At 70.7% G+C, this 21,678-nt stretch carries 17 protein-coding genes; 6 read left to right on the forward strand and 11 right to left on the reverse strand.

Going from position 1 to position 21,678, the window contains the following annotated elements; all coding sequences use genetic code 11:
- The first annotated feature begins 10 nt into the window (after positions 1–10).
- Positions 11–538 (forward strand): isochorismatase family protein, encoded by a 528-nt coding sequence (locus M8J74_RS11715; RefSeq protein ID WP_249836295.1) that lies wholly within the window; start codon positions 11–13, stop codon positions 536–538.
- A gap of 271 nt (positions 539–809) precedes the next feature.
- Here M8J74_RS11715 and fdhD read toward each other — a convergent pair whose 3' ends face one another.
- From fdhD to M8J74_RS11740, 5 genes are read right to left on the reverse strand one after another with little or no spacing between them, the layout of a single operon-like run.
- The gene (gene fdhD / locus M8J74_RS11720; protein WP_249836296.1) at positions 810–1,658 is read right to left on the reverse strand and encodes a formate dehydrogenase accessory sulfurtransferase FdhD; all 849 of its coding nucleotides are present in this window, start codon (positions 1,656–1,658) and stop codon (positions 810–812) included.
- A gap of 7 nt (positions 1,659–1,665) precedes the next feature.
- Positions 1,666–2,526 carry a 2Fe-2S iron-sulfur cluster-binding protein gene (locus M8J74_RS11725; RefSeq protein ID WP_249836297.1) on the reverse strand — a complete coding sequence of 287 codons (861 nt, stop codon included), beginning with the start codon at positions 2,524–2,526 and terminating at the stop codon, positions 1,666–1,668.
- A complete protein-coding gene (locus M8J74_RS11730) occupies positions 2,523–4,340 on the reverse strand; it encodes an NADH-ubiquinone oxidoreductase-F iron-sulfur binding region domain-containing protein (protein WP_249836298.1) in 1,818 nt (605 codons plus the stop codon). The genes M8J74_RS11725 and M8J74_RS11730 overlap by 4 nt, the downstream gene beginning before the upstream one ends.
- A gap of 4 nt (positions 4,341–4,344) precedes the next feature.
- Entirely contained in the window at positions 4,345–6,270 is a 1,926-nt protein-coding gene (locus M8J74_RS11735; RefSeq protein ID WP_249836299.1) for a molybdopterin oxidoreductase family protein, read from the reverse strand.
- 10 nt (positions 6,271–6,280) lie between these two features.
- Complete coding sequence (locus tag M8J74_RS11740) at positions 6,281–7,252, reverse strand: 2-dehydropantoate 2-reductase (RefSeq protein ID WP_249836300.1); 972 nt, start codon at positions 7,250–7,252, stop codon at positions 6,281–6,283.
- Positions 7,253–7,492: 240 nt separating this feature from the next.
- Between M8J74_RS11740 and M8J74_RS11745 the strand changes: the two genes are divergently transcribed.
- The 4 genes from M8J74_RS11745 to M8J74_RS11755 all read left to right on the forward strand — a co-directional run bounded on the left by M8J74_RS11745 (position 7,493) and on the right by M8J74_RS11755 (position 10,857).
- Positions 7,493–8,827 (forward strand): OFA family MFS transporter, encoded by a 1,335-nt coding sequence (locus tag M8J74_RS11745; RefSeq protein WP_249836301.1) that lies wholly within the window; start codon positions 7,493–7,495, stop codon positions 8,825–8,827.
- Complete coding sequence (locus tag M8J74_RS44475) at positions 8,796–8,930, forward strand: MFS transporter small subunit (protein WP_275297591.1); 135 nt, start codon at positions 8,796–8,798, stop codon at positions 8,928–8,930. Before M8J74_RS11745 ends, M8J74_RS44475 begins: the two co-directional genes overlap by 32 nt.
- A 174-nt stretch (positions 8,931–9,104) precedes the next feature.
- Complete coding sequence (locus M8J74_RS11750; protein WP_249836302.1) at positions 9,105–10,043, forward strand: beta-ketoacyl-ACP synthase III; 939 nt, start codon at positions 9,105–9,107, stop codon at positions 10,041–10,043.
- A gap of 139 nt (positions 10,044–10,182) precedes the next feature.
- Positions 10,183–10,857 (forward strand): GntR family transcriptional regulator, encoded by a 675-nt coding sequence (locus M8J74_RS11755; protein WP_249836303.1) that lies wholly within the window; start codon positions 10,183–10,185, stop codon positions 10,855–10,857.
- Positions 10,858–10,893: 36 nt separating this feature from the next.
- Here M8J74_RS11755 and M8J74_RS11760 read toward each other — a convergent pair whose 3' ends face one another.
- The 6 genes from M8J74_RS11760 to M8J74_RS11785 all read right to left on the reverse strand — a co-directional run bounded on the left by M8J74_RS11760 (position 10,894) and on the right by M8J74_RS11785 (position 20,369).
- Positions 10,894–12,069, reverse strand: a complete 1,176-nt coding sequence (locus M8J74_RS11760) for a low temperature requirement protein A (protein WP_249836304.1) — start codon at positions 12,067–12,069, stop codon at positions 10,894–10,896.
- Positions 12,070–12,277: 208 nt separating this feature from the next.
- Positions 12,278–13,669 carry an OFA family MFS transporter gene (locus tag M8J74_RS11765; RefSeq protein ID WP_249836305.1) on the reverse strand — a complete coding sequence of 464 codons (1,392 nt, stop codon included), beginning with the start codon at positions 13,667–13,669 and terminating at the stop codon, positions 12,278–12,280.
- 2 nt (positions 13,670–13,671) lie between these two features.
- Positions 13,672–15,060 (reverse strand): OFA family MFS transporter, encoded by a 1,389-nt coding sequence (locus M8J74_RS11770; protein ID WP_249836306.1) that lies wholly within the window; start codon positions 15,058–15,060, stop codon positions 13,672–13,674.
- A 245-nt stretch (positions 15,061–15,305) separates the two neighbouring features.
- Complete coding sequence (locus tag M8J74_RS11775; RefSeq protein ID WP_249836321.1) at positions 15,306–17,438, reverse strand: acetate--CoA ligase family protein; 2,133 nt, start codon at positions 17,436–17,438, stop codon at positions 15,306–15,308.
- 4 nt (positions 17,439–17,442) lie between these two features.
- The gene (frc, locus tag M8J74_RS11780) at positions 17,443–18,675 is read right to left on the reverse strand and encodes a formyl-CoA transferase (protein WP_308406043.1); all 1,233 of its coding nucleotides are present in this window, start codon (positions 18,673–18,675) and stop codon (positions 17,443–17,445) included.
- An 11-nt stretch (positions 18,676–18,686) separates the two neighbouring features.
- Entirely contained in the window at positions 18,687–20,369 is a 1,683-nt protein-coding gene (locus M8J74_RS11785) for a thiamine pyrophosphate-binding protein (protein ID WP_249836307.1), read from the reverse strand.
- Between the two features lie 177 nt (positions 20,370–20,546).
- On the opposite strand from M8J74_RS11785, the gene sucC reads away from it, so the two are divergent.
- Positions 20,547–21,677: an ADP-forming succinate--CoA ligase subunit beta gene (gene sucC / locus M8J74_RS11790; RefSeq protein WP_249836308.1), complete on the forward strand. Its 1,131-nt coding sequence runs from the start codon at positions 20,547–20,549 to the stop codon at positions 21,675–21,677.
- Position 21,678: the final 1 nt, after the last annotated feature.

Genomic DNA, 21,678 nt, shown 5'->3' on the forward strand with positions numbered 1-21,678 from the left:
ACGTTCCGTCATGACCCCACCCCTCGCCCTCGACCCCGCGCGCAGCGCCCTCGTCCTCGTCGATCTGATGGACCGGATCGTCGCGCTGCCCCTGGAGCCCCGCAAAGGCACCGAAGTGCTCTCCACCGCCCAGGAGTTGGCGGTCGCCTTCCGCTCGGCCGGCGCACCCGTCGTCCTCATCCGCGTCGAACGCCCCGGTGTCGCCGAACAGCCACCCGGCAGCGGTCTGGTCGCGGGCCTCGCCCAGGAGGGCGATCTGGAGGTCGTGAAGCGGACCATCGGCGGCTTCCAGGGCACCGGACTGGACGACCTCCTGCGCGAACGCGGCATCCGGGCGCTGGTGTTCGCCGGAATCGCCACCAACCTGGGCGTCGAGTCCACCGCCCGCGCCGCCGGCGACCTCGGCTACGACCTGATCTTCGTCGAGGACGCCATGGCCGCCTTCACCTCCGCCGAGCACGAGGCGTCGGTACGCCTGGACTTCCCCCGCCTGGGCACGGTGGTGAAGGCCGCCCAGGTGCGCTTCGTCGCCGCCTGACGGAAACGCAGGTACCTCTCCCGCCCTGACGGCAAGTGCCCACCCACGTTCACGGCACCCACGCGCCGGCCGCGGAGAGAGCCGCAGGGGGCGCGCCGGTGTCGAGACGGCGAACGCGCGGAGGCGCGCAGCGCCGAGCACGATCGCCGTCTCGACACCGGCACCCAGCGCCCCCGAAGGCGAACGCAGCCAACAAATGTGGCGGGACCCCGAAGGCGCAGGGGGCGCTCCCCGCCGGTCGGGGTCCCGCCGCCGTGCCGCGGGGAGGCGGTCACCCCTGGGCGGCCGCGGTCCGCAGGGCGATGCGGTCCTCGCCCGCGTACACGTTCATGGAGGTGCCGCGCAGGAAGCCCACAAGGGTCAGCCCGGTCTCGGCGGCCAGGTCCACGGCCAGCGAGGACGGTGCCGAGACCGCGGCCAGGACCGGGATGCCGGCCATCACGGCCTTCTGCGCGAGCTCGAAGGAGGCCCGCCCGGAGACCAGCAGGATCGTCCGGGACAGGGGCAGGTCCCCGTTCTGCAGGGCGCGGCCGACCAGTTTGTCGACCGCGTTGTGCCGGCCCACGTCCTCTCGTACGTCCAGCAGTTCTCCGGCCTCGTTGAACAGGGCGGCCGCGTGCAGGCCCCCGGTCCGGTCGAAGACCCGCTGGGCCGCGCGCAGCCGGTCGGGGAGGCTCGCGAGCAGCTCGGGGTCGATCCGGACCGGGGGAGTGTCGGCGATGGGCCAGCGGGCCGTGGTCCGTACGGCGTCGAGGCTCGCCTTGCCGCACAGGCCGCAGGAGGAGGTGGTGTAGACGTTGCGTTCGAGGGTGATGTCGGGGATCGCCACGCCCGGTGCGGTGCGTACGTCGACCACGTTGTACGTGTTGGAGCCGTCGACGGTGGCGCCCGCGCAGTAGACGATGTTCTGCAGGTCGTCCTGCTCGGCGAGTACGCCCTCGCTGACCAGGAATCCCGCGGCCAGCGCGAAGTCGTCGCCCGGGGTCCGCATGGTGATCGCGAGCGGCTTGCCGTTCAGCCGGATCTCCAGGGGTTCCTCGGCGACGAGGGTGTCCGGGCGGGACGAGACCACCCCGTCGCGGATGCGGATCACCTTGCGTCGTTCCGTGACTCGTCCCATGTGTGCCTCAGTCCCGGTTCTGTACGTGCTGGTAGCCGAAGCGGCCCTTGATGCAGAGGTTGCCGTGGGTCACCGGGTTGTCGTGCGGGGAGGTGACCTTCACGATCTCATTGTCCTGCACATGGAGCGTGAGGTTGCAGCCCACTCCGCAGTAGGCGCACACGGTGGTCGTCTGGCTCTGCCTGGTCTCGTCCCAGGTACCCGCGGTCCGCATGTCGAACTCCGACTTGAAGGACAGTGCGCCGGTGGGGCAGACCTCGATGCAGTTGCCGCAGTACACGCAGGCGGAGTCGGTGAGCGGGGCGTCGTGCTCCACGGCGATCCGCGCGTCGAAGCCGCGGCCGGCGACGGAGATCGCGAAGGTGTTCTGCCACTGGTCGCCGCAGGCGTCGACGCACTTGTAGCAGAGGATGCACTTGTCGTAGTCGCGCACGTACAGGTCGTTGTCGACCTTGGGTTCCTCGTTCAGCCGGGCCGCGTCCGGGCCGAAACGGTCCGGCTTCGCCTCGTACTCCTTGATCCATTCAGCGACTTGTGGAGTGGTCGACAAGTCGACGGACGAGGCGAGCAGCTCCAGGACGATCTTGCGGCTGTGCCGGGCGCGCTCGGTGTCGGTCCGCACCTCCATGCCGGGCTCGGCCCGGCGCGAGCAGGCCGGCACGAGGGTCCGGGAGCCCTCCACCTCGACGACGCAGACCCGGCAGGCGTTCTTGGGGCGCAGGGTGTCGCCCTGGCACAGGGTCGGGATGTCCTTCCCGGCGGCCCGGCAGGCGTCGAGGATGGTCGAGCCCTCGGGCGCCCGCACCGCCTCGCCGTCGATCGTGAACTCCAGCAGCCGGCGCGGGATCCCCAGCGATGTCACGGTCATTCGTACGCCCCCAGACGGTCGATGGCGGATTCCACGGCGTTCCACGCGGTCTGCCCGAGGCCGCAGATCGAGGCGTCCCGCATGGCGCGGCCGACCTCCCTGAGCAGCGCGATGTCGTCGGCGGCGGCCGCGCCGGTGCGCCGCTCGATCCGGTGCAGGGCCTCCTCCTGCCGCACGGTGCCGACCCGGCAGGGCACGCACTGGCCGCAGGACTCGTCGCGGAAGAACTCGGCGATGCGCAGCAGCAGCCGGGGCAGCGGGACGGTGTCGTCGAAGGCCATGACGACTCCCGAGCCGAGGGTGGTGCCGGCTTCCCGGGTGCCTTCGAAGGTGAGCGGGATGTCCAGTTCGTCGGGGCGTACGAAGCCGCCGGCCGCGCCGCCGAGCAGTACCGCCCGCAGGTTCTCGCGGACCCCGGCCAGGGCGAGGACCTCGCCGAGCGTCGCCCCGAACGGCAGCTCGTAGATGCCCGGCCGTTCGACGCTGCCCGACACGCAGAACAGCTTGGGGCCGGTGGACCGGCCCGTCCCGATCGCCGCGTACGCCGGTGCGCCCTTCGTCAGGATCGGCAACACGTTGACCAGCGTCTCGACGTTGTTCTCCACCGTCGGCCTGCCGAACAGGCCCTTCTCCACGGGGAACGGCGGCTTGGCGCGCGGTTCGCCCCGGTAGCCCTCGATGGAGTTGAACAGGGCGGTCTCCTCGCCGCAGATGTAGGCCCCGGCGCCGCGCCGGATCTCGATGTCGAAGGCGTAGCCCTGGCCGAGGACGTCGTCGCCGAGGAAGCCGCGCGCGCGTGCCTGCGCGACGGCGTGCTCCAGCCGCCGCAGCGCCCGGGGGTACTCGCCGCGCAGGTAGAGGTAACCGCGGTGGGCGCCGACCGCGTAGGCGGCCACGGTCATCGCCTCGACGAGCGCGTACGGGTCGCCCTCCATCAGGACGCGGTCCTTGAAGGTGCCCGGCTCGGACTCGTCGGCGTTGCAGACGAGGTAGTGGGGGTGGTCGGGCTGGGACGCCGTGGCCTGCCATTTGCGGCCGGTGGGGAAGGCGGCGCCGCCGCGCCCGACCAGGCCGGAGTCGGTGACCTCGCGGATCACCCCGGCGGGGCCGAGCTCGAAGGCCCGGCGCAGGGCGGCGTAGCCGCCGTGGGCGCGGTAGTCGTCCAGGGAGGCCGGGTCGACGACGCCGACACGGCCGAGCAGCATGAGTCCCGGGTCGCCGGCCTGGGGGACGGCCATCGCGGCGGGTGGTTCCTCGGGGGCGGAGTCCGGGGCGCTCGCGGCGAGGACGGCCGCCTCGACGGTGGCCGGTGCCGACACCGCCGTCCGCACGGGGTCGCCCGCGCGGACGGCGAGGGCGGCCGGGGCGCGTTCGCACAGGCCCAGACAGGGGCTGCGCTGCACCGAGAAGCCGGGGCCGAGCCGGGCCTCGACGCCCGCGCACAGCTCGGACGCCCCGGCCGCGGCGCAGGCCAGGTCCGTGCAGAGGTGCAGCACGGTGGCAGGGCGCGGCCGGACGGAGAACATCGCGTAGAAGGTGGCGACGCCGTACGCCTCCGCCGGTGGCACGGTCAGCCGGCGGCACAGGTAGTCGAGGGCGCCGTCGCTGATCCAGCCGATCCGGTCGTTGACCGCGTGCAGCCCCGGCAGCAGCATCTCGCGCCGGTCCCGGGCCTCGCGGCCGCCCCGCGCCCACCTCAGGTCGGCGTCGGACCGGTCGGCGCCCTCCCAGGACGACTCGGGAGGGCCCAGCAGGGCGTCGACGGCGGCCCGTTCGTCGTCCGTCGGCTTGCTGTCGCCGAAGTGCAGATCCATCAGGTCACCTCACGATGGTCGCGACGGGGAGCTTGTCGATCCGGATCGCCGACGCCTTGAACTCCGCCGTCCCCGCGATCGGGCAGTTGGCCTCGATCGTCAGCCGGTTGGTGTCCACGTCGTCGGGGAAGTGCATGGTCATGAAGGCGAGGCCGGGCCGCAGCGCCGGGTCGACCCAGACGGGGGCCACGACCGCGCCGCGCCGCGAGGACACCTGCACCTTCTCGCCGACGACGACGCCGTAGTGCTCGGCGTCCTCCGGGGACAGCTCGACGTACTCGCCGCGCCGGAGCGGGGAGGCGAAACCGCCGCTCTGCACACCGGTGTTGTAGGAGTCCAGGCGCCGGCCGGTGGTCAGCCGGATCGGGTACCGCTCGTCGGTGAGGTCGACGGGCGGATCGTGCCGCACGATCCCGAAGGGGGCGGGCGCGCCGCGCCTGGCCGGGTCCTTCTCCCACAACCGGCCGTGCAGGTAAGTCGGTTCGAGTGCCTCGGTGCTCGGGCACGGCCACTGGATGCCCTGGTGCTCCGCCAGGCGTTCGTACGTCATGCCGTAGTGGTCCGGTGAGACCGAGCGCAGTTCGTTCCACACGGTCTCGGCGTCGGCGTACTTCCAGTCGTGGCCGAGGCGTGCGGCGAGTTCGCAGATGATGTCGATGTCCTCGCGGGCCTCGCCGGGCGGGGTGACCGCCCGCCGCACGCGCTGGACCCGGCGCTCGCTGTTGGTGGTGGTGCCGTCGGTCTCCGCCCAGCCGGCGGTCGCGGGCAGCACCACGTCCGCCAGCTCGGCCGTCTTCGTCAGGAAGATGTCCTGCACGACGAGGAAGTCGAGCTGCCGCAGGCGCCGTACGGCCTGTTCGCTGTCGGCCTCGGACTGCGCCGGGTTCTCGCCGATGCAGTAGACGGCCTTGAGGGTGCCGTCCTCCATCGCCTCGAACATCTCCGTCAGGTTCAGTCCGTAGTGGGGCCGGATGACGGTGTCCCAGGCCGTCTCGAACTTCAGCCGGGTGGCGGGGTCGAGGATGTCCTGGAAGCCGGGCAGGCGGTTGGGGATGGCGCCCATGTCGCCGCCGCCCTGCACGTTGTTCTGCCCGCGCAGCGGCTGCAGTCCGGCGCCGTAGCGCCCGACCTGGCCGGTCAGCAGGGAGAGGTTGATGAGCGCGCGGACGTTGTCGGTGCCGTTGTGGTGCTCGGTGATGCCCAGGGTCCAGCACAGCTGGGCGCGTTCGGCGCGGGCGTAGGCGTGCGCCAACTCCCTTATGGCGCGCGCCGGTACGCCCGTCACCTTCTCCGCCAGGGACAGCGTCCAGGGTTCGACGAGCGCCCGGTACTCCTCGAATCCGGTCGTCGCCCGTGCGATGAACGCCTCGTTGGCCAGGCCCGCGTGGATGATCTCGCGGCCGATCGCGTGGGCCATCGGGATGTCGGTGCCGACGTTGAGGCCGAGCCAGCTCTCCGCCCACTCGGCGGTGGAGGTGCGGCGCGGGTCGACGGCGTACATCCGGGCGCCGTTCCTGATGCCCTTCAGCACGTGCTGGAAGAAGATCGGGTGGGCGAAGCGGGCGTTGGAGCCCCACATCACGATGACGTCGGTGTGCTCGATCTCCTCGTAACTCGACGTCCCACCGCCCGAGCCGAAGGCGGCGGACAGGCCGGCGACGCTGGGGGCGTGGCAGGTCCGGTTGCACGAGTCGACGTTGTTGGTGCCCATGACGACCCGCGCGAACTTCTGCGCCACGTAGTTCATCTCGTTGGTGGCCCGGGCGCAGGAGAACATGCCGAACGCGCCCCGGTTGCGTTCCAGGCCGCGGGCCGCGCGGTCCAGGGCCTCCTGCCAACTCGCCTGCCGGAAGGGCTCGTCGCGGGAGTCGCGGACCAGGGGGTGGGTGAGCCGGGTGTAGGTCTTCGGGGTCCGGTCGCGTTTGCTCATGCGGCACTCCTCATGCGGCGGTCCTCAGGGCGAGCAGGTCCGAGATGGCGTGCACGGTGCGCAGGGTGGGCACGTCGACGCCGGTGATCTCCGCCAACTCGACGACGGCCGCGAGGAGTACGTCGAGTTCGAGCGGCTTGCCGCGCTCCAGGTCCTGGAGCGTGGAGGTGCGGTGGTCGCCGACGCGCTCGGCTCCGGCCAGCCGGCGTTCGATGGAGACGCCGACCTCGCAGCCGAGGGCCTCGGCTACCGCGAGCGTCTCGGCCATCATCGTCTCGATGACCTTGCGGGTGCCGCCGTGCAGGCACATCTGCCGCATGGTGGCGCGGGCCAGGGCGCTGATCGGGTTGAACGAGATGTTGCCGAGCAGCTTGAGCCAGATGTCGTTGCGCAGGTCCGGCTCCACCGGGCACTTCAGGCCGCCGGCGACCATGGCCGAGCTGAAGTCCGCGCAGCGCCCGGACACGCTCCGGTCGGGCTCGCCGACGGAGAACCGGGTGCCTTCCAAGTGCCGTACGACACCGGGTCCTTCCAGTTCGGTCGCCGCGTAGACGACGCATCCGACGGCCCGTTCGGGCGCGAGCACCGCACTGACCGCGCCGTCGGGGTCCACGCTCTCGACGCGGTGGCCGTCGTAGGGGCCGCCGTGGCGGTGGAAGTACCACCAGGGGATGCCGTTCTGCGCGGCCACCACCGCCGTGGTGTCGTGCAGCAGGGGCTCGATGAGCGGCCCGCACGCCGCGTACGAGTTGGCCTTCAGACCCAGGAAGACGTAGTCGACCGGGCCCACTTGCGCCGGGTCGTCGGTGGCGTGGGTGTGCGCGGTGAAGTCGCCGCGCGGCGAGAGGACCCGGACTCCGTGCTGCCTCATGGCCGCCAAGTGCGGTCCACGGGCGATGAGATGGACGTCGGCGCCCGCGCGGTGCAGGGCGGCTCCGACGTAGGCGCCGATCGCACCGGCGCCCAGGACTGCGACTTTCATGACGAGGGAGCTCCGTTCGGTCGAGGGATACCGCGGAGAGGAGCACACTGCCGACTTCGGTCGACTGAATATTGTCTACAGTATGGAGAGGAGGGCGACAAGGCTTCGCGCAGCACCCGGGCCCGCCGCTTTCCCGTGCCGGTCGCGTCCGACCGTTCGGCGCGCGTGGCATACCGCTCATCGCATACGGTCGACGCGTCGCCTTTTCAACTACCGTGCCGGTGCCTACCGTTCGGGATCATGAGTCCCCCCGTCGCACCGGCCGGCTGGAGCCGCTGGCTGGTTCCCCCCGCCGCCCTCTCCGTCCATCTCTCCATCGGCCAGGCCTACGCCTGGAGCGTGTTCAAGCCACCCCTGGAGTCCGCGCTGGGCCTGAGCGGCACCGAGAGCGCGCTGCCCTTCCAGCTCGCCATCGTGATGCTCGGCCTGTCCGCCGCGTTCGGCGGCACGCTGGTCGAACGCAACGGGCCGCGCTGGGCGATGACGGTGGCCCTGGTCTGCTTCTCCTCCGGCTTCCTGATCTCCGCCCTCGGCGCGGCCACCGAGCAGTACTGGCTGATCGTCCTCGGCTACGGCTTCGTCGGCGGCATCGGCCTGGGCATCGGCTACATCTCGCCCGTCTCCACCCTGATCAAGTGGTTCCCCGACCGGCCCGGCATGGCCACCGGTATCGCCATCATGGGCTTCGGCGGCGGCGCGCTGATCGCCTCGCCCTGGTCGACGCAGATGCTCCAGTCCTTCGGCTCCGACAGCTCGGGGATCGCCGTGGCGTTCCTCGTGCACGGGCTGACGTACGCCGTCTTCATGTCGCTCGGCGTCCTGCTGGTGCGGGTCCCGCGCACCGACAGGCCGGTCCAGGGCGCCCCGAGCACCCTCCAGGGGCCGCAGGTCTCCGCGGGCAGCGCCCTGCGCACCCCGCAGTTCTGGTGCCTGTGGGTCGTGCTCTGCATGAACGTGACCGCGGGCATCGGCATCCTGGAGAAGGCCGCCCCCATGATCACGGACTTCTTCGCGAACACCTCGACGCCTGTCTCGGTGTCGGCCGCGGCGGGCTTCGTCGCCCTGCTGTCGGCCGCCAACATGGCGGGCCGCATCGGCTGGTCGTCCACCTCCGACCTGATCGGCCGCAAGAACATCTACCGCGTCTACCTGGGCGTCGGCGCGCTGATGTACGCGCTCATCGCCCTGTTCGGCGACTCCTCCAAGCCGCTGTTCGTCCTGTGCGCGATGGTGATCCTGTCCTTCTACGGCGGCGGGTTCGCGACCGTCCCGGCCTATCTGAAGGACCTCTTCGGCACCTACCAGGTCGGCGCGATCCACGGCCGGCTGCTCACCGCCTGGTCCACGGCAGGCGTGCTCGGGCCGCTGATCGTGAACTGGATCGCCGACCACCAGAAGGAGGACGGCAAGAGCGGCGCGAGCCTCTACAGCCTCTCCTTCGTGATCATGATCGGGCTGCTCGTCATCGGCTTCGTCGCCAACGAGTTCGTCCGGCCCGTCCACGCCCGCCATCACGTCCCCGCCCCGCGGGAGGAGGCCCTCGATGCCGAACGACAGCAGCCAGAGTCCGCCTGACCGGCGCCCGCTCATCGCCTTCGCCTGGCTGTGGGTCGGGGCGCCGCTCGCCTACGGCCTCTACGAACTGGTGCAGAAGGCGACGAAGCTCTTCACCGGGTGACGGGAAGGGGTAACTCCTGAAGAAGTGTTCGGGCGTCCCTTTTCTCCTTTTGGGAGGATGACAGAATCCGACAACCCGGGCGCCCGTTTCCTGTCGCCTTACGTGCCGCCGTACCCGTGAGTCACTGATCAGACTGGTGGATCCCGCAACCCACGGCCCGAGGGGGACCACCGCATGAACGGCTCGCGCATCGCCGCCGTCGGCCATTACCAGCCCGCCAGGGTGCTCACCAACGAGGACCTGGCGGGCATGGTCGACACCAGCGACGAGTGGATCACGTCCCGCGTCGGCATCCGCACCCGGCACATCGCCGGCCCCGACGAACCCGTCGACGAACTCGCCGCGCACGCCGCCGCCAAGGCCCTCGCCGGCGCCGGACTCGCGCCCGCCGACATCGACCTGGTCCTGGTCGCCACGTCCACCGCCGTCGACCGCTCGCCCAACATGGCCGCCCGGGTCGCCGCCCGCCTCGGCATCCCCTCGCCCGCCGCGATGGACGTCAACGTCGTGTGCGCGGGCTTCACCCACGCCCTCGCCACCGCCGACCACGCCGTGCGCGCCGGGGCGTCCACGCGGGCCCTGGTGATCGGCGCCGACAAGATGACCGACATCACCGACTGGACCGACCGCACCACCTGCGTGCTCGTCGGGGACGGGGCGGGGGCCGCGGTCGTCGAGGCGTCCGACGCCGCCGGCATCGGGCCGGTGCTGTGGGGCTCGGTGCCCGAGATGGGACACGCCGTGCGCATCGAGGGCTCGCCCGCGCGGTTCGCCCAGGAGGGGCAGAGCGTCTACCGCTGGGCCACCACCCAGCTGCCGCCCATCGCCCGCAAGGCCTGCGAGCGCGCCGGGCTGAAGCCCGCCGACCTCGCCGCCGTGGTGCTGCACCAGGCCAACCTGCGGATCATCGAGCCCCTCGCGGAGAAGATCGGCGCCGTCAACGCCGTCGTCGCACGGGACGTCGTCGACTCCGGCAACACCTCCGCGGCGAGCATCCCGCTGGCCTTCTCCAAGCTCGTCGAACAGGGCGCCGTCTCGACCGGCGATCCGGTGCTGCTGTTCGGATTCGGCGGAAACCTGTCGTACGCCGGCCAGGTCGTGCACTGCCCGTGACCTGCGGATTCCGGCCGATGTGACGCAGCCGACGCGCCAACCTACTGGCTCTTGTGCGCCGTAGACTGTAGACGAAAGACAATCCATACTGGATGTCCGGCTGCAGTTGCCCCGCGCTGCACAGGAGGGGGACCGACCGATGTTGTCGACAGGACTGCCGCAGGGTGCGGTGCCCAAGCTCGAACGCCCCGGCCCGCTGCGCGACCGCGTCTACGAGGCACTGCTCGAACTCATCACCACCCGCGCCCTGCAGCCCGGCCAGCACCTCGTGGAGAGCGAACTGGCGGGCCACCTGGGCGTGTCGCGCCAGCCCGTACGGGAGGCGCTGCAGCGGCTGAACACCGAGGGCTGGGTGGATCTGCGGCCCGCCCAGGGCGCGTTCGTGCACGAGCCGACCGAGGAGGAGGCCGACCAGCTCCTCACCGTCCGTACGCTGCTGGAGGCCGAGGCCGCCCGGCTGGCCGCCGCCAACGCGGGCAGCGCCGGCATCAAGGTGCTCGAAGAGCTGTGCGCCGAGGGCGAGAAGGCGGTGGCCGCGGACGACGTGGACGGCGCCGTCGCCATGAACGCCCGCTTCCACACGAAGATCATGGAACTGGCGGGCAACGCCGTCCTCGCCGAACTCGCCGCCCAGGTCGACCGGCGCGTGCGCTGGTACTACACACCGATCGCCCGGCAGCGCGGACAGCAGTCCTGGACCGAGCACCGCGCACTGATCGCGGCCATCTCGGACCGCGACGAGGACCGGGCGACGCAGCTGATGCGGGAGCACACGGAGCACACCCGCCGCTCGTACCACCAGCGCGCCAAGTGACCTTGTTCGGCGTCCTGTTCGCGTGCGGTGGGGTGGTCACGACACCGGCGTGACCACGGGAGCCGCGGTCGTACGCCGGGCCGCGCGTGCCTCGACCGCCAGCATGACCACCAACACCGCCACCAGGGCCAGCAGTTCCGCGACCGCCGACGCGTGGACGCCGATGAGCGCGGCGGCCAGGGCCGCCGGGGCCGCGGCCGCCCGGAAGCGGACGGGGTACAGCCGCAGCACCGCCCGGAACGCCACGTCCCCCGCGAGGAAGAGCGCCACCCCGCCCGCGAGCGCCAGCGCCGGACCGGTGTGCAGGTGCTCGGTGAGATGGCCGAGGGTCTTCTTCACACCCGTGGCCAGGTAGGCGATGCCGAGCAGCATTGGCAGGAAGGCGTAGTAGTACGCGTTCATCGCCAGCCGCCAGCGACTGGGTGCCGGCGTTGCCCGGAACGCGGCCTCGGCGAGCTCCTCGTCCCGCACGAAGTACGTCCACCACAGCGCGACCGCCAGCGCCAGCGAGAGGAACGCCCCGCCGAACAGCCCCGGGGTGAGCGGCAGATCGCCGATGCCGGTGCCGATCGCGATGACGGACTCGCCGAACGCGACGATCAGCAGCAGCCCGTGCCGCTCCACGAAGTGCGCGGGGTCCAGCCGGCCCAGCTGCGCCCGCATGACGTCGGCCGACCGCCCGTCGGCCCGCCCGGGCCCGTGCTCGGCCAGGAACGGCGTCACGAACTGCAGCAGCAGCGCGAGCACCCACAGACCGTCCGCCGCCAGGCCGTCGACGAGGCCGGCCGCGGTCACGGACAGCGCGGCGAGCCCGTTCGGGACGCCGTACCAGATGGAGTCCCGGCCGTGGCTGCGGGTGTAGAGGGCGGTGTGCACGACCACGACGGCCAGGAAGCCCAGCCCGAAGACCACGCCGGTGTCGTCGAAGACCCGCGGGATCGCCAGCGCGCAGACCAGGAACGCCCCCATGCCCAGCATCAGCAGCAGCCGGCGGGAGGGCCGGTCCGGCGGCACCTGGTTGGTGAGGTACGCGTAGGCGCCGTACATCCAGAACAGCACCACGAAGATCAGGGCCACGCGTCCCGCGGTGGCGAAGGTCAGATCACCGGCGAGCAGCACGGTGAGCTGGGTGAGGGTGAAGACGAAGACCAGATCGAAGAAGAGCTCCAACGTCGTGACCCTGCGGCCCGGTTCCTCCACTGCGCTGCCCATGCCGTCCCCCTGCGTCCGTGGCCCCTGCGGCGATGCCGACCAGATCGTAGGCGGTCAGGCGGCACGCGGCGCGCGACTTTTCTCCGTTCCCGGGAGGGCGGACCTCGGCCCGACGGCGTCCTGCGCCTTCACGGTCCCCGACCGTCTTCGGCGGGGCGAGGAGGCCCTCCCCGCATCCCGGGGAGGGCCTCCTCACGCGCGCGTGCCGTCAGCCCGCGGGCTGGGGCTGCGCGGTCAGCGCGTCGGCGCCGCTGCGTCCCGGCTGCCGCAGCAGCAGGGCGATCGCCGCCGCGATCATGGAGACGCCGCCGGCCAGGGCGTACGCCCCGTTGTAGCCCCAGGCCGCGACCACCATGGAGCCGAGGCCGCCGCCGAACAGGCCGCTGATCAGCTTGCCGCTGTAGACCAGGCCGTAGTTGGTGGCGTTGTAGTTCTCCCCGAAGTAGTCCGGGGTCAGCGCCGCGAACATCGGGTAGAAGGCGCCGCCGCCGAATCCGGAGAGGAAGGCGAAGAACAGGAAGAGCCACTCGCTCTTCATCTCGCCCGCCAGGATCACCCCGAACTGGGCGAGTCCCAGGACGACGATGACGAACACCAGGGTCGGCTTGCGGCCCCACCTGTCGGACAGCCAGCCCACGACGCCGCGGCCGATGCCGTTGATGACCGCCATGACGCCCATCGAGGAGGCCGCCACCAGCGGGCCGAAGCCGACCTGCTTGGCGTAGTCGACCTGGAAGGAGATCCCGAAGATCGACACACCGGCCGTCATCACGATGGAGATCCACATCAGGGGCAGCATGCCGGTCCTGATGGCCTCCTTGGGCGTGTACTGCCGTGTGGCGGGCGGGTTCTTGGCGAGGCTCGTCGCGTTCTTCCGGTTCCCGGAGAAGGACAGCGGGTCGATGTCCGCGGGCCACCAGTTCTTCGGAGGGTCCTTGAAGAAGAACGCGCACCCGAAGACCACGATCATCACGTAGCAGCCGATCAGGTCCAGCACGCGATGGTAATTGCCGGTGTCGAAGGCGTAGTTGAAGATGAAGATGAACGGCAGGGACCCGTAGGCGAAGCCGCCGTTGACGAACCCCGTGCGGGCGCCGCGCCGTTCGGGGAACCACTTGCCGACCATGTTGATGCAGGTCGCGTAGACCAGGCCGGCGCCCAGACCGCCGACGACGCCGAAACCGACGATCGCCAGCAGCACGTTGCTCAGGTGCGACAGGGCGAGGAAGCCGACCAGGCACATGCCGGAGCCGATGTACATGGCCCGGCGCGCGGTGAGGATGCCCTTCTCGCGCAGCCAGCCCGCGGGGAAGGCGATGCCGGCCTGGAAGAACACCCAGACGCTGAGGATCCAGAAGGTGTTGGACTGCGTCCAGCCGTGCGCGTGGGACAGGGTGTCCTCCGCGGAGCCGTACGCGTACTCGAAGACGCTGATGGCCATCATGGCGATCCACGGGAGGTACACCATGAGTGTGCGCGAGTGGCCGAGGATGTCGTGGTCGGTCTCGCCGATGCGGTAGACACGGCCGCGGGCGTCGGTGACCTCACGGTAGGGACGGTGTGCGGCTGCCGGATCGGCAGAGAGCGGATCTGCGGTCATGCTTATGCCATCTCCTCGCCGAGCGGGTGCGGGTTGGGAACGATGCGCCGGGCGTTCGGCCTGCCCGGGGACTTCAGGAAGAGCGCCAGGACCGCGGAGGCCAGCCCGATGGAACCCGCCAGCACGAACGCGCCGTGGTAGTCCCACGCGCCGACCACGACCGCGCCCAGGCCGGAGCCGACGAGCCCGGAGATCAGCTTCGAGCTGTAGACCATGCCGTAGTTGCTGGCGTTGTTGTTCTCGCCGAAGTAGTCCGCCGTCATGGCCGCGAACAGCGGGAAGATCGCCCCGCCGCCGAATCCGGAGACCATGGAGCAGAACAGGAAGAACGGCATGCTGCCCATCTGGCCGGAGACCAGCACGCCGAACTGGGCGGTGCCCAGCACGAGGCAGACGATGATCAGGGTGTTGCGGCGCCCCCGACGGTCGGAGATCCAGCCGATCACGCCCCGCCCGGTGCCGTTGACGATCGCCTTCAGGGACATCGCCGTGGCCACGACCCCGCCCGCGAACCCCATGTCCTTGCCGAACGGCACCTGGAAGGCGATGCCGAAGACGTTGATGCCGGCCGTGCACAGCAGACAGAACCACATCATCCACAGAACGGGCGTACGGGCGGCCTCCCTCGGGGTGTACTGCCTGACCGCCGGCGGGTTCTTCTCCAGCGCCCGGCGGATCTTCGGGTCGTCGGTCAGCCGGAGCGGGTCCACATGCGCCGGCCACCAGTTCTTCGGCGGATCCTTGAAGAACCAGCCCGCCGAAGCCACCAGCAGACACAACCCGACGCCCACCGTGGCGAGCACCGTCCGGTAGTTGCCGAGGTCCATGTACGAGGTGAACAGGAAGACGAAGGGCACGGACCCGTAGGCGAAACCGCCGTTGACGAAGCCGGTCTTGCCGCCCTTGCGCTCCGGATACCACTTGCCGACCATGTTCACGCAGGTCGCGTAGACGAGACCGGCGCCGATGCCGCTGAACATCCCGAAGCCGAGGTAGGCGACGGCGACGTGCGGCGCGTACGCCAGCGACAGATAGCCCAGCATCGTGCCGACGGCACCCAGCAGCATCGCCGTACGGGCCGGCAGCCTGCCGCTCTCGCGCAGCTGCCCTGCCGGGAAGGCCACGGCCGCCTGGAAGAACACCCAGACGCCCATCAGCCAGAAGATGTGTCCGCTGCTCCACAGATGCGCCTCGTGGAGCGTGTCCTCCGCCGAGGTGAACGCGTACTCGGCGGAGCTGATGCCCATCATGCCCACCCAGGGCAGGATGACCATCCACCTGCGTGTCCGGCCCATGATGTCGACGTCTGACTCGCCGATCCGGTACACGCGGCCGTTGCGATCCCTCACCTCCCGGTACGGGACGGAGGTCGAACAGTCGGTCGTTGTCATCGTTCAGTGCCCCTTGCGTCGAAAGCTCTGGCCAGCGCCCCCTGTCCAATGCCTTTCGTGTGCGCACGGGTCCCGGGGCCGGCCGGCCGCACTGCCGGCCGGCCCCGCGCATGGCTCACGTCATGAACCGCCCCCCGACAACCCCGCGACGCGCGCCCACCGGGCCGTGTCCCGCCCGGGGGACAACCCCCGGCCCCCCGGCCGACCCCGCTCGCGCGCCGGCGCCACGGCAGTCCCCGCCGGGATCACAGCAACCCCGCAGCGCGCGCCCAGCGATACTTCGCCCCGAGCACGGCCACCGGCTTCTCGGTCGTGTACGGGTACGCCACCACCCCGCGCTCGTACAGGTACTGGCAGGCGTCCTCGACCTCGACGTCGCCCGCGAGGGAGGCCACGACGGGCTTCTCGATGCCGCGTTCGCGGAACTCGGCGACCACGCGCGCGGTGAGTTCAGCGAAGACCATCGGGGGAGTGACGATGGTGTGCCAGTAGCCGAGCACGAGCGCGTGGATGCGCGGGTCCTCCAAGCCCAGCCGGATCGTCGCCTCGTACGTCGACGGCGGCTCGCCGCCCGTGATGTCGACCGGGTTGCCCGCGGCGCCGAACGGCGGGATGAACCTCCGGAAGGCCTCGTCGAGGTCCGGCGGGATCTCCATCAGGGACAGGCCGTTGTCGGTCACCGCGTCCGACAGCAGGACGCCGCTGCCGCCGGCCCCGGTGATGATCACGACGTTGTCGCCCTGCGGGGTGGGCAGCACCGGCAACGCGCGTGCGTACTCGAGCATTTCGTTGAGCCCGGGCGCCCGGATGACACCGGCCTGCTTCAGGATGTCGTCGTACACGGCGTCGTCGCCGGCGAGCGCCCCGGTGTGCGAGCCGGCGGCCTTGGCGCCGGCCGCCGTACGGCCCGCCTTCAGCACCACCACCGGCTTCTTCGGCACGGTCGCCCGCGCCGCCTCCACGAAGGCGCGGCCGTCCTTGAGGTCCTCCAGGTGCATCACGATGCACTCGGTGTGCGGGTCCTCGCCGAACCAGGTCAGCAGGTCGTCCTCGTCCAAATCCGACTTGTTGCCGAGGCCGACGATCGCCGACACGCCTGTCTTCGTGGTGCGGGCGAAGCCCAGGATCGCCATCCCGATGCCGCCGGACTGCGAGGTCAGCGCCACCCCGCCCTTGACGTCGTACGGCGTGCAGAACGTGGCGCACAGGTCCTGCCAGGTGGAGTAGTAGCCGTAGATGTTCGGACCGAGGAGGCGGACGCCGTACCGCTCGGCGATCTCCACGATCTCCGCCTGGAGTTCGTGCTCGCCGGTCTCCGCGAACCCGGAGGGGATCAGCACGGCGTTCGGGATCCCCTTGCGTCCCACCTCCTGAAGCGCCGAGGCCACGAACCTGGCGGGGATCGCGAAGACCGCCACATCCACCTCACCGGGAACGTCGGTGACACTCTTGTACGCCTTGCGGCCCAGAATGTCATCGGCCTTGGGGTTCACCGGGTGGATCTCCCCGGCGAAACCCCCGTCGATGAGGTTGCGCATCACCGAATTGCCGATCTTCCCCTGCTCGTTGGAGGCGCCGATCACGGCGACCGACTGGGGCTGCATCAACCGGCGCATCGAGGTGAGGATTTCCTCGCGCGTGTACGTCCTGCGCGGTGGCGGCTGCTCCTCGGCGAGGATCACCCGGATGTCGGCGGCGACCGCGCCCTCCGGCGTGGCGATCACCGGATTGAGGTCCACCTCCGCGATCTCCGGGAAGTCCGCGACGAGTTGGGACACCCGCCGGATCTGCTCGGCGATCGCCCACCGGTCCACGGCCGGCGCACCGCGCACCCCGTGCAGGATCTCCGCCGCCCGGATCGAGTCCAGCATCGACAGCGCCTCGTCCGCGCTCACCGGCGCCAGCCGGAACGTCACGTCCTTCAGCACCTCGACGAGCACCCCGCCGAGCCCGAACGCGACGACCTTCCCGAACGTCGGGTCCGTCACCGCGCCGACGATGACCTCCTGCCCCTGCGGCAGCAACTCCTGGACCTGCACGCCCTCGATGCGCGCGTCAGCGTCGTACGCCCGCGCGTTCTCGATGATCCTGCAGAACGCGGCCCGGACGTCCGCCGCGCCCTCGACGCCGACGATCACTCCGCCGGCGTCGGTCTTGTGCAGGATGTCCGGTGAGACGATCTTCATCACCACGGGCCCGCCGAAGCGCGCCGCACAGGCGACGGCCTCGTCGACGTCCCGCGCCAACTCCTCGCCCGGTACGGCGATCCCGTACGCGTCGGCGATCACCTTGCCCTCGGGCGCGGTCAGCGCGGTCCGCCCCTCGGCCCGCACCGCGTCGAGGAGCGAGCGCACCCTGAGCTCCCGGTCTTCCGCCATCACGTCAGATCACTCCGTTCGACTTGAGCAGGCGCAGCTCCTCGTCGCCGAGGCCGAGCTCGCCGACGTAGACCTCTTCGTTGTGCTCGCCGAGCAGCGGTGAACTGCTCACCTCGACGGGGGAGTCGGACAGCTTCAGCGGGCTGCCGACGGTCGTGAACGCGCCGCGCTGGGGGTGCGGGACGGTGACGACCATCTCGTTGGCGACCAGCGACTCGTCCTCGATGATCTCCTTCGTCGACAGGATCGGCCCGCACGGGATGTTGTGCGCGTTGAGCCGCTCCAGCACCTCCCACTTGGGCAGCGTCGAGGACCACTCCTCGATCAGCTGGAACATCTTGTTGAGCTTGGGCAGCCGGGCCTCGGGGGTGGCCCACTCGGGGTCCTCCGCCAGTTCGGGCCGGCCGATGAGCTCGCTGATCGGCTGCCAGCCGACGGGCTGCACGATGACGTACACGTAGTCGTTCGGGCCGCCGGGCGCGCACTTGACCGCCCAGCCCGGCTGGCCGCCACCGGAGGCGTTGCCGGACCGGGGGACCTCGATGCCGAAGTCCTCGTTGGGATATTCGGCGAGCGGGCCGTGGGCCAGGCGCTGCTGGTCGCGCAGCTTCACCCGGCACAGGTTCAGCACCGCGTGCTGCATGGCCACGTTCACCCGCTGGCCGCGCCCGGTGCGCTCGCGCTGGAACAGCGCGGCGAGGATGCCCGCCACGGCGTGGACGCCCGTGCCCGAGTCCCCGATCTGGGCGCCCGTCGCCAGCGGCGGCCCGTCCTCGAAACCGGTGGTCGCCATCGACCCGCCCATGGCCTGCGCGACGACCTCGTAGGCCTTGAAGTTGGTGTACGGGCCGTCCCCGAACCCCTTGATGGAGGCGTAGACGATCCGCGGGTTGATCTCCTGGATACGGTCCCAGGTGAAGCCCATGCGGTCGACCGCGCCCGGGCCGAAGTTCTCGACCATGACGTCCGAGCGGCGGATCAGCTCGGTGAGGATCTCCTTGCCGCGCTCGGTCTTGGTGTTGAGGGTGATGCTGCGCTTGTTGCAGTTGAGCATCGTGAAGTAGAGGGAGTCGGCGTCCGGCAGGTCGCGCAGCTGCTTGCGCGTGATGTCACCGCTCGGGGCCTCCAGCTTGACGACGTCCGCGCCGAGCCAGGCCAGCAGCTGGGTGGCGGAGGGCCCGGACTGGACGTGGGTCATGTCGAGGACGCGGATGCCCTCAAGTGCTGTGCGGGTCACGGGCGTTCACCTCACTTGTACATCGTCTGGTTCATGGTTCCGGGGGCGTACGCGTCCGGGTCGACCCAGACGTTGATCAGCGACGGCTTGCCCGACTCGCGGGCGCGGCGCAGGGCGGGGCCGATGTCGGCGGGGTCGCGGACCTCCTCGCCGTAACCGCCCAGCATCTGCGCGAACTTGTCGTAGTGGACGTCGCCGAGGGTGTTGCCGACCCGCTCGCGCTCCTCGCCGTACTTGGCCTTCTGGCCGTAACGGATCTGGTTCATCGAGGAGTTGTTGCCGACGATGCCGACGAACGGCAGGTCGTAGCGGACGAGGGTCTCGAAGTCCCAGCCGGTCAGGGAGAAGGCGCCGTCGCCGAAGAGGGCGACGACCTCCTTGTCGGGCCGGGCCTGCTTGGCGGCGAGGACGAAGGGGACGCCGACGCCGAGGGTGCCGAGCGGTCCCGGGTCCATCCAGTGCCCGGGCGACTTGGGCTGGACGACCTGCCCGGAGAAGGTGACGATGTCACCGCCGTCGCCGATGTAGATCGAGTCCTCGGTCAGGAAGTCGTTGATCTCGCTGACCAGCCGGTACGGGTGGATCGGCGAGGCGTCCGACCTCAGGCTCGGCAGCCGCTTCTCGAGCGCGGTCTGTTCGGCGGCGCGCAGTTCGTCCAGCCACTCCTTGCGCTTGGCCGCGCCCCCGTTGAGGCGTCCTGAGGCCGCCTCGGTCACCGACTTCAGCACCAGCCCGGCGTCGCCGATGATTCCGAGGTCGATGTCGCGGTTCTTGCCGACGGTGCGGTAGTCGAGGTCGATCTGGACGACCGTCGCCTCGGGGGACAGCCGCTTGCCGTAGCCCATGCGGAAGTCGAAGGGCGTGCCGACGATGACGATGACGTCGGCGCCCGAGAACGCGTACCGGCGCGAGAGCTGGAAGTGGTGCGGGTCGCCGGGCGGCAGGGTGCCACGGCCGGCGCCGTTCATGTACGCGGGGATGTTGAGGGTCCGTACGAGATCCACGGCCGCCTCGGTGCCACGGGTCGTCCAGACCTGGCTGCCCAGCAGGATGGCCGGCTTCTCGGCGTGCACGAGCAGGTCGGCGAGCTTCTCGATGGCCTCGGGATCACCGGCCGAGCGGGTCGAGGCGCGGTAGGCACCGGCCCTCGGCACCCGCGCCTTGCTGACCGGCACCTTGGCGTCCAGCACGTCGCGGGGGATCTCCAGGAACGAGGGCCCGGGCGCGCCGTGGTAGCACTCGCGGAAGGCCATGGACACCATGTCGGCGGCGCGCGCCGTGTCCGGCACGGCCGCCGCGAACTTGGTGATCGGCGTCATCATGTCGACGTGCGGCAGGTCCTGCAGGGACCCCATCTTGTGCTGGGTGAGGGCCCCTTGACCGCCGATCAGCAGCATCGGGGACTCCGCGCGGAAGGCGTTGGCGACACCGGTGACGGCGTCGGTCGTCCCCGGGCCCGCGGTGACGACCGCGCAACCGGGCCGGCCGGTGATACGGGCGTAGCCGTCGGCGGCGTGGGCGGCGACCTGTTCGTGTCGTACGTCGACGACCTCGATGCCCTCGTCGACGCAGCCGTCGTAGATGTCGATGATGTGGCCGCCGCACAACGTGTAGATGCGGTCGACCCCTTCGGCCTTCAGAGCCTTGGCGACGAGGTGACCGCCGGAAATCACGTCCTGGGTGTCGTCGGGCATGGCGAAGTCCTGTCCCTTCGTAGGGGGTGGGAACGCTCTCGCGGTACATTGCATACAGTCGACGAATACTGTATGAACCTTGTTATCCCGCATCCGGTGGGTGGTGTCCAGGGGGCGTGCGGCACTTTCCAGTCATCGGAGTTCGGCCTCGCGATGACTTCGCAGACAGGAGCCGAGATGGACCTGTACGAACACCAGGCAAGGGAACTCTTCGAGGAACACGGCATCTTGGTGCCGAGGGCCCAGGTGACGGACTCACCGAAGAGGGCCCGCGAGATCGCCCGCGCCCTCGGCGGGCGCGTCGTGGTGAAGGCTCAGGTGAAGACCGGTGGGCGCGGCAAGGCCGGCGGCGTGAAGCTCGCCGCGGACCCGGCCGCCGCGGAGCTCACGGCCCGCCAGATCCTCGGCATGGACATCAAGGACCACCGGGTCGGCACGGTCATGCTGGCCCAACCCGTCGACATCGAGGACGAGTTCTACGTCTCCTACGTCCTCGACCGGGCCGCGGGCACCTTCCTCGCGATCGCCTCCGCCGAGGGCGGCATGGAGATCGAGGAGGTCGCCGCGAGCAGGCCAGAGGCCGTGGCCCGTATCCCCGTCGACCCGGCCGAGGGCGTGACCTCGGCGAAGGCGGCCGAGATCGCCGAGGCGGCGGGGCTGCCGGCGCGGACGGTCGACGTCCTCGTCCGCCTGTGGGAGGTGCTCGTCCGCGAGGACGCACTGCTCGTCGAGGTGAACCCGCTCGTGCGCACCAAAGGAGGCCGGATCCTCGCCCTCGACGGCAAGGTCACCCTCGACGACAACGCCCGCTTCCGGCAGTCGCGTTGGGGCGCCGACGACGTCGAGCACGACGACGCGCTGGAGGCGGCGGCCGCCGCGAAGGGCCTCAACTACGTGAAGCTGGACGGCGGGGTCGGCATCATCGGCAACGGCGCCGGACTGGTCATGTCGACCCTCGACGTCGTCGCCGGCTGCGGCGCCCGCCCCGCCAACTTCCTCGACATCGGCGGCGGGGCCTCCGCGCAGGTCATGGCCGACGGGCTGTCCGTCATCCTCTCCGACCCCGACGTGAAATCGGTGTTCGTCAACGTCTTCGGCGGCATCACCGCCTGTGACGCGGTCGCCGACGGCATCGTGCAGGCGCTGGACACCGTACGGCTGACCAAACCGCTGGTCGTCCGGCTCGACGGCAACAACGCCGCCCGCGGCCGCGCCATCCTCGACGAGCGCGCCCACCCGCTGGTCCAGCAGGCCACCACCATGGACGGCGCCGCCCTGCGCGCCGCCCGACTCGCCACCACCGCCTGAG

Origin of the sequence: Streptomyces panaciradicis, from assembly GCF_023516615.1 — a bacterium.
Classification (GTDB): Bacteria; Actinomycetota; Actinomycetes; order Streptomycetales; family Streptomycetaceae; genus Streptomyces; species Streptomyces panaciradicis.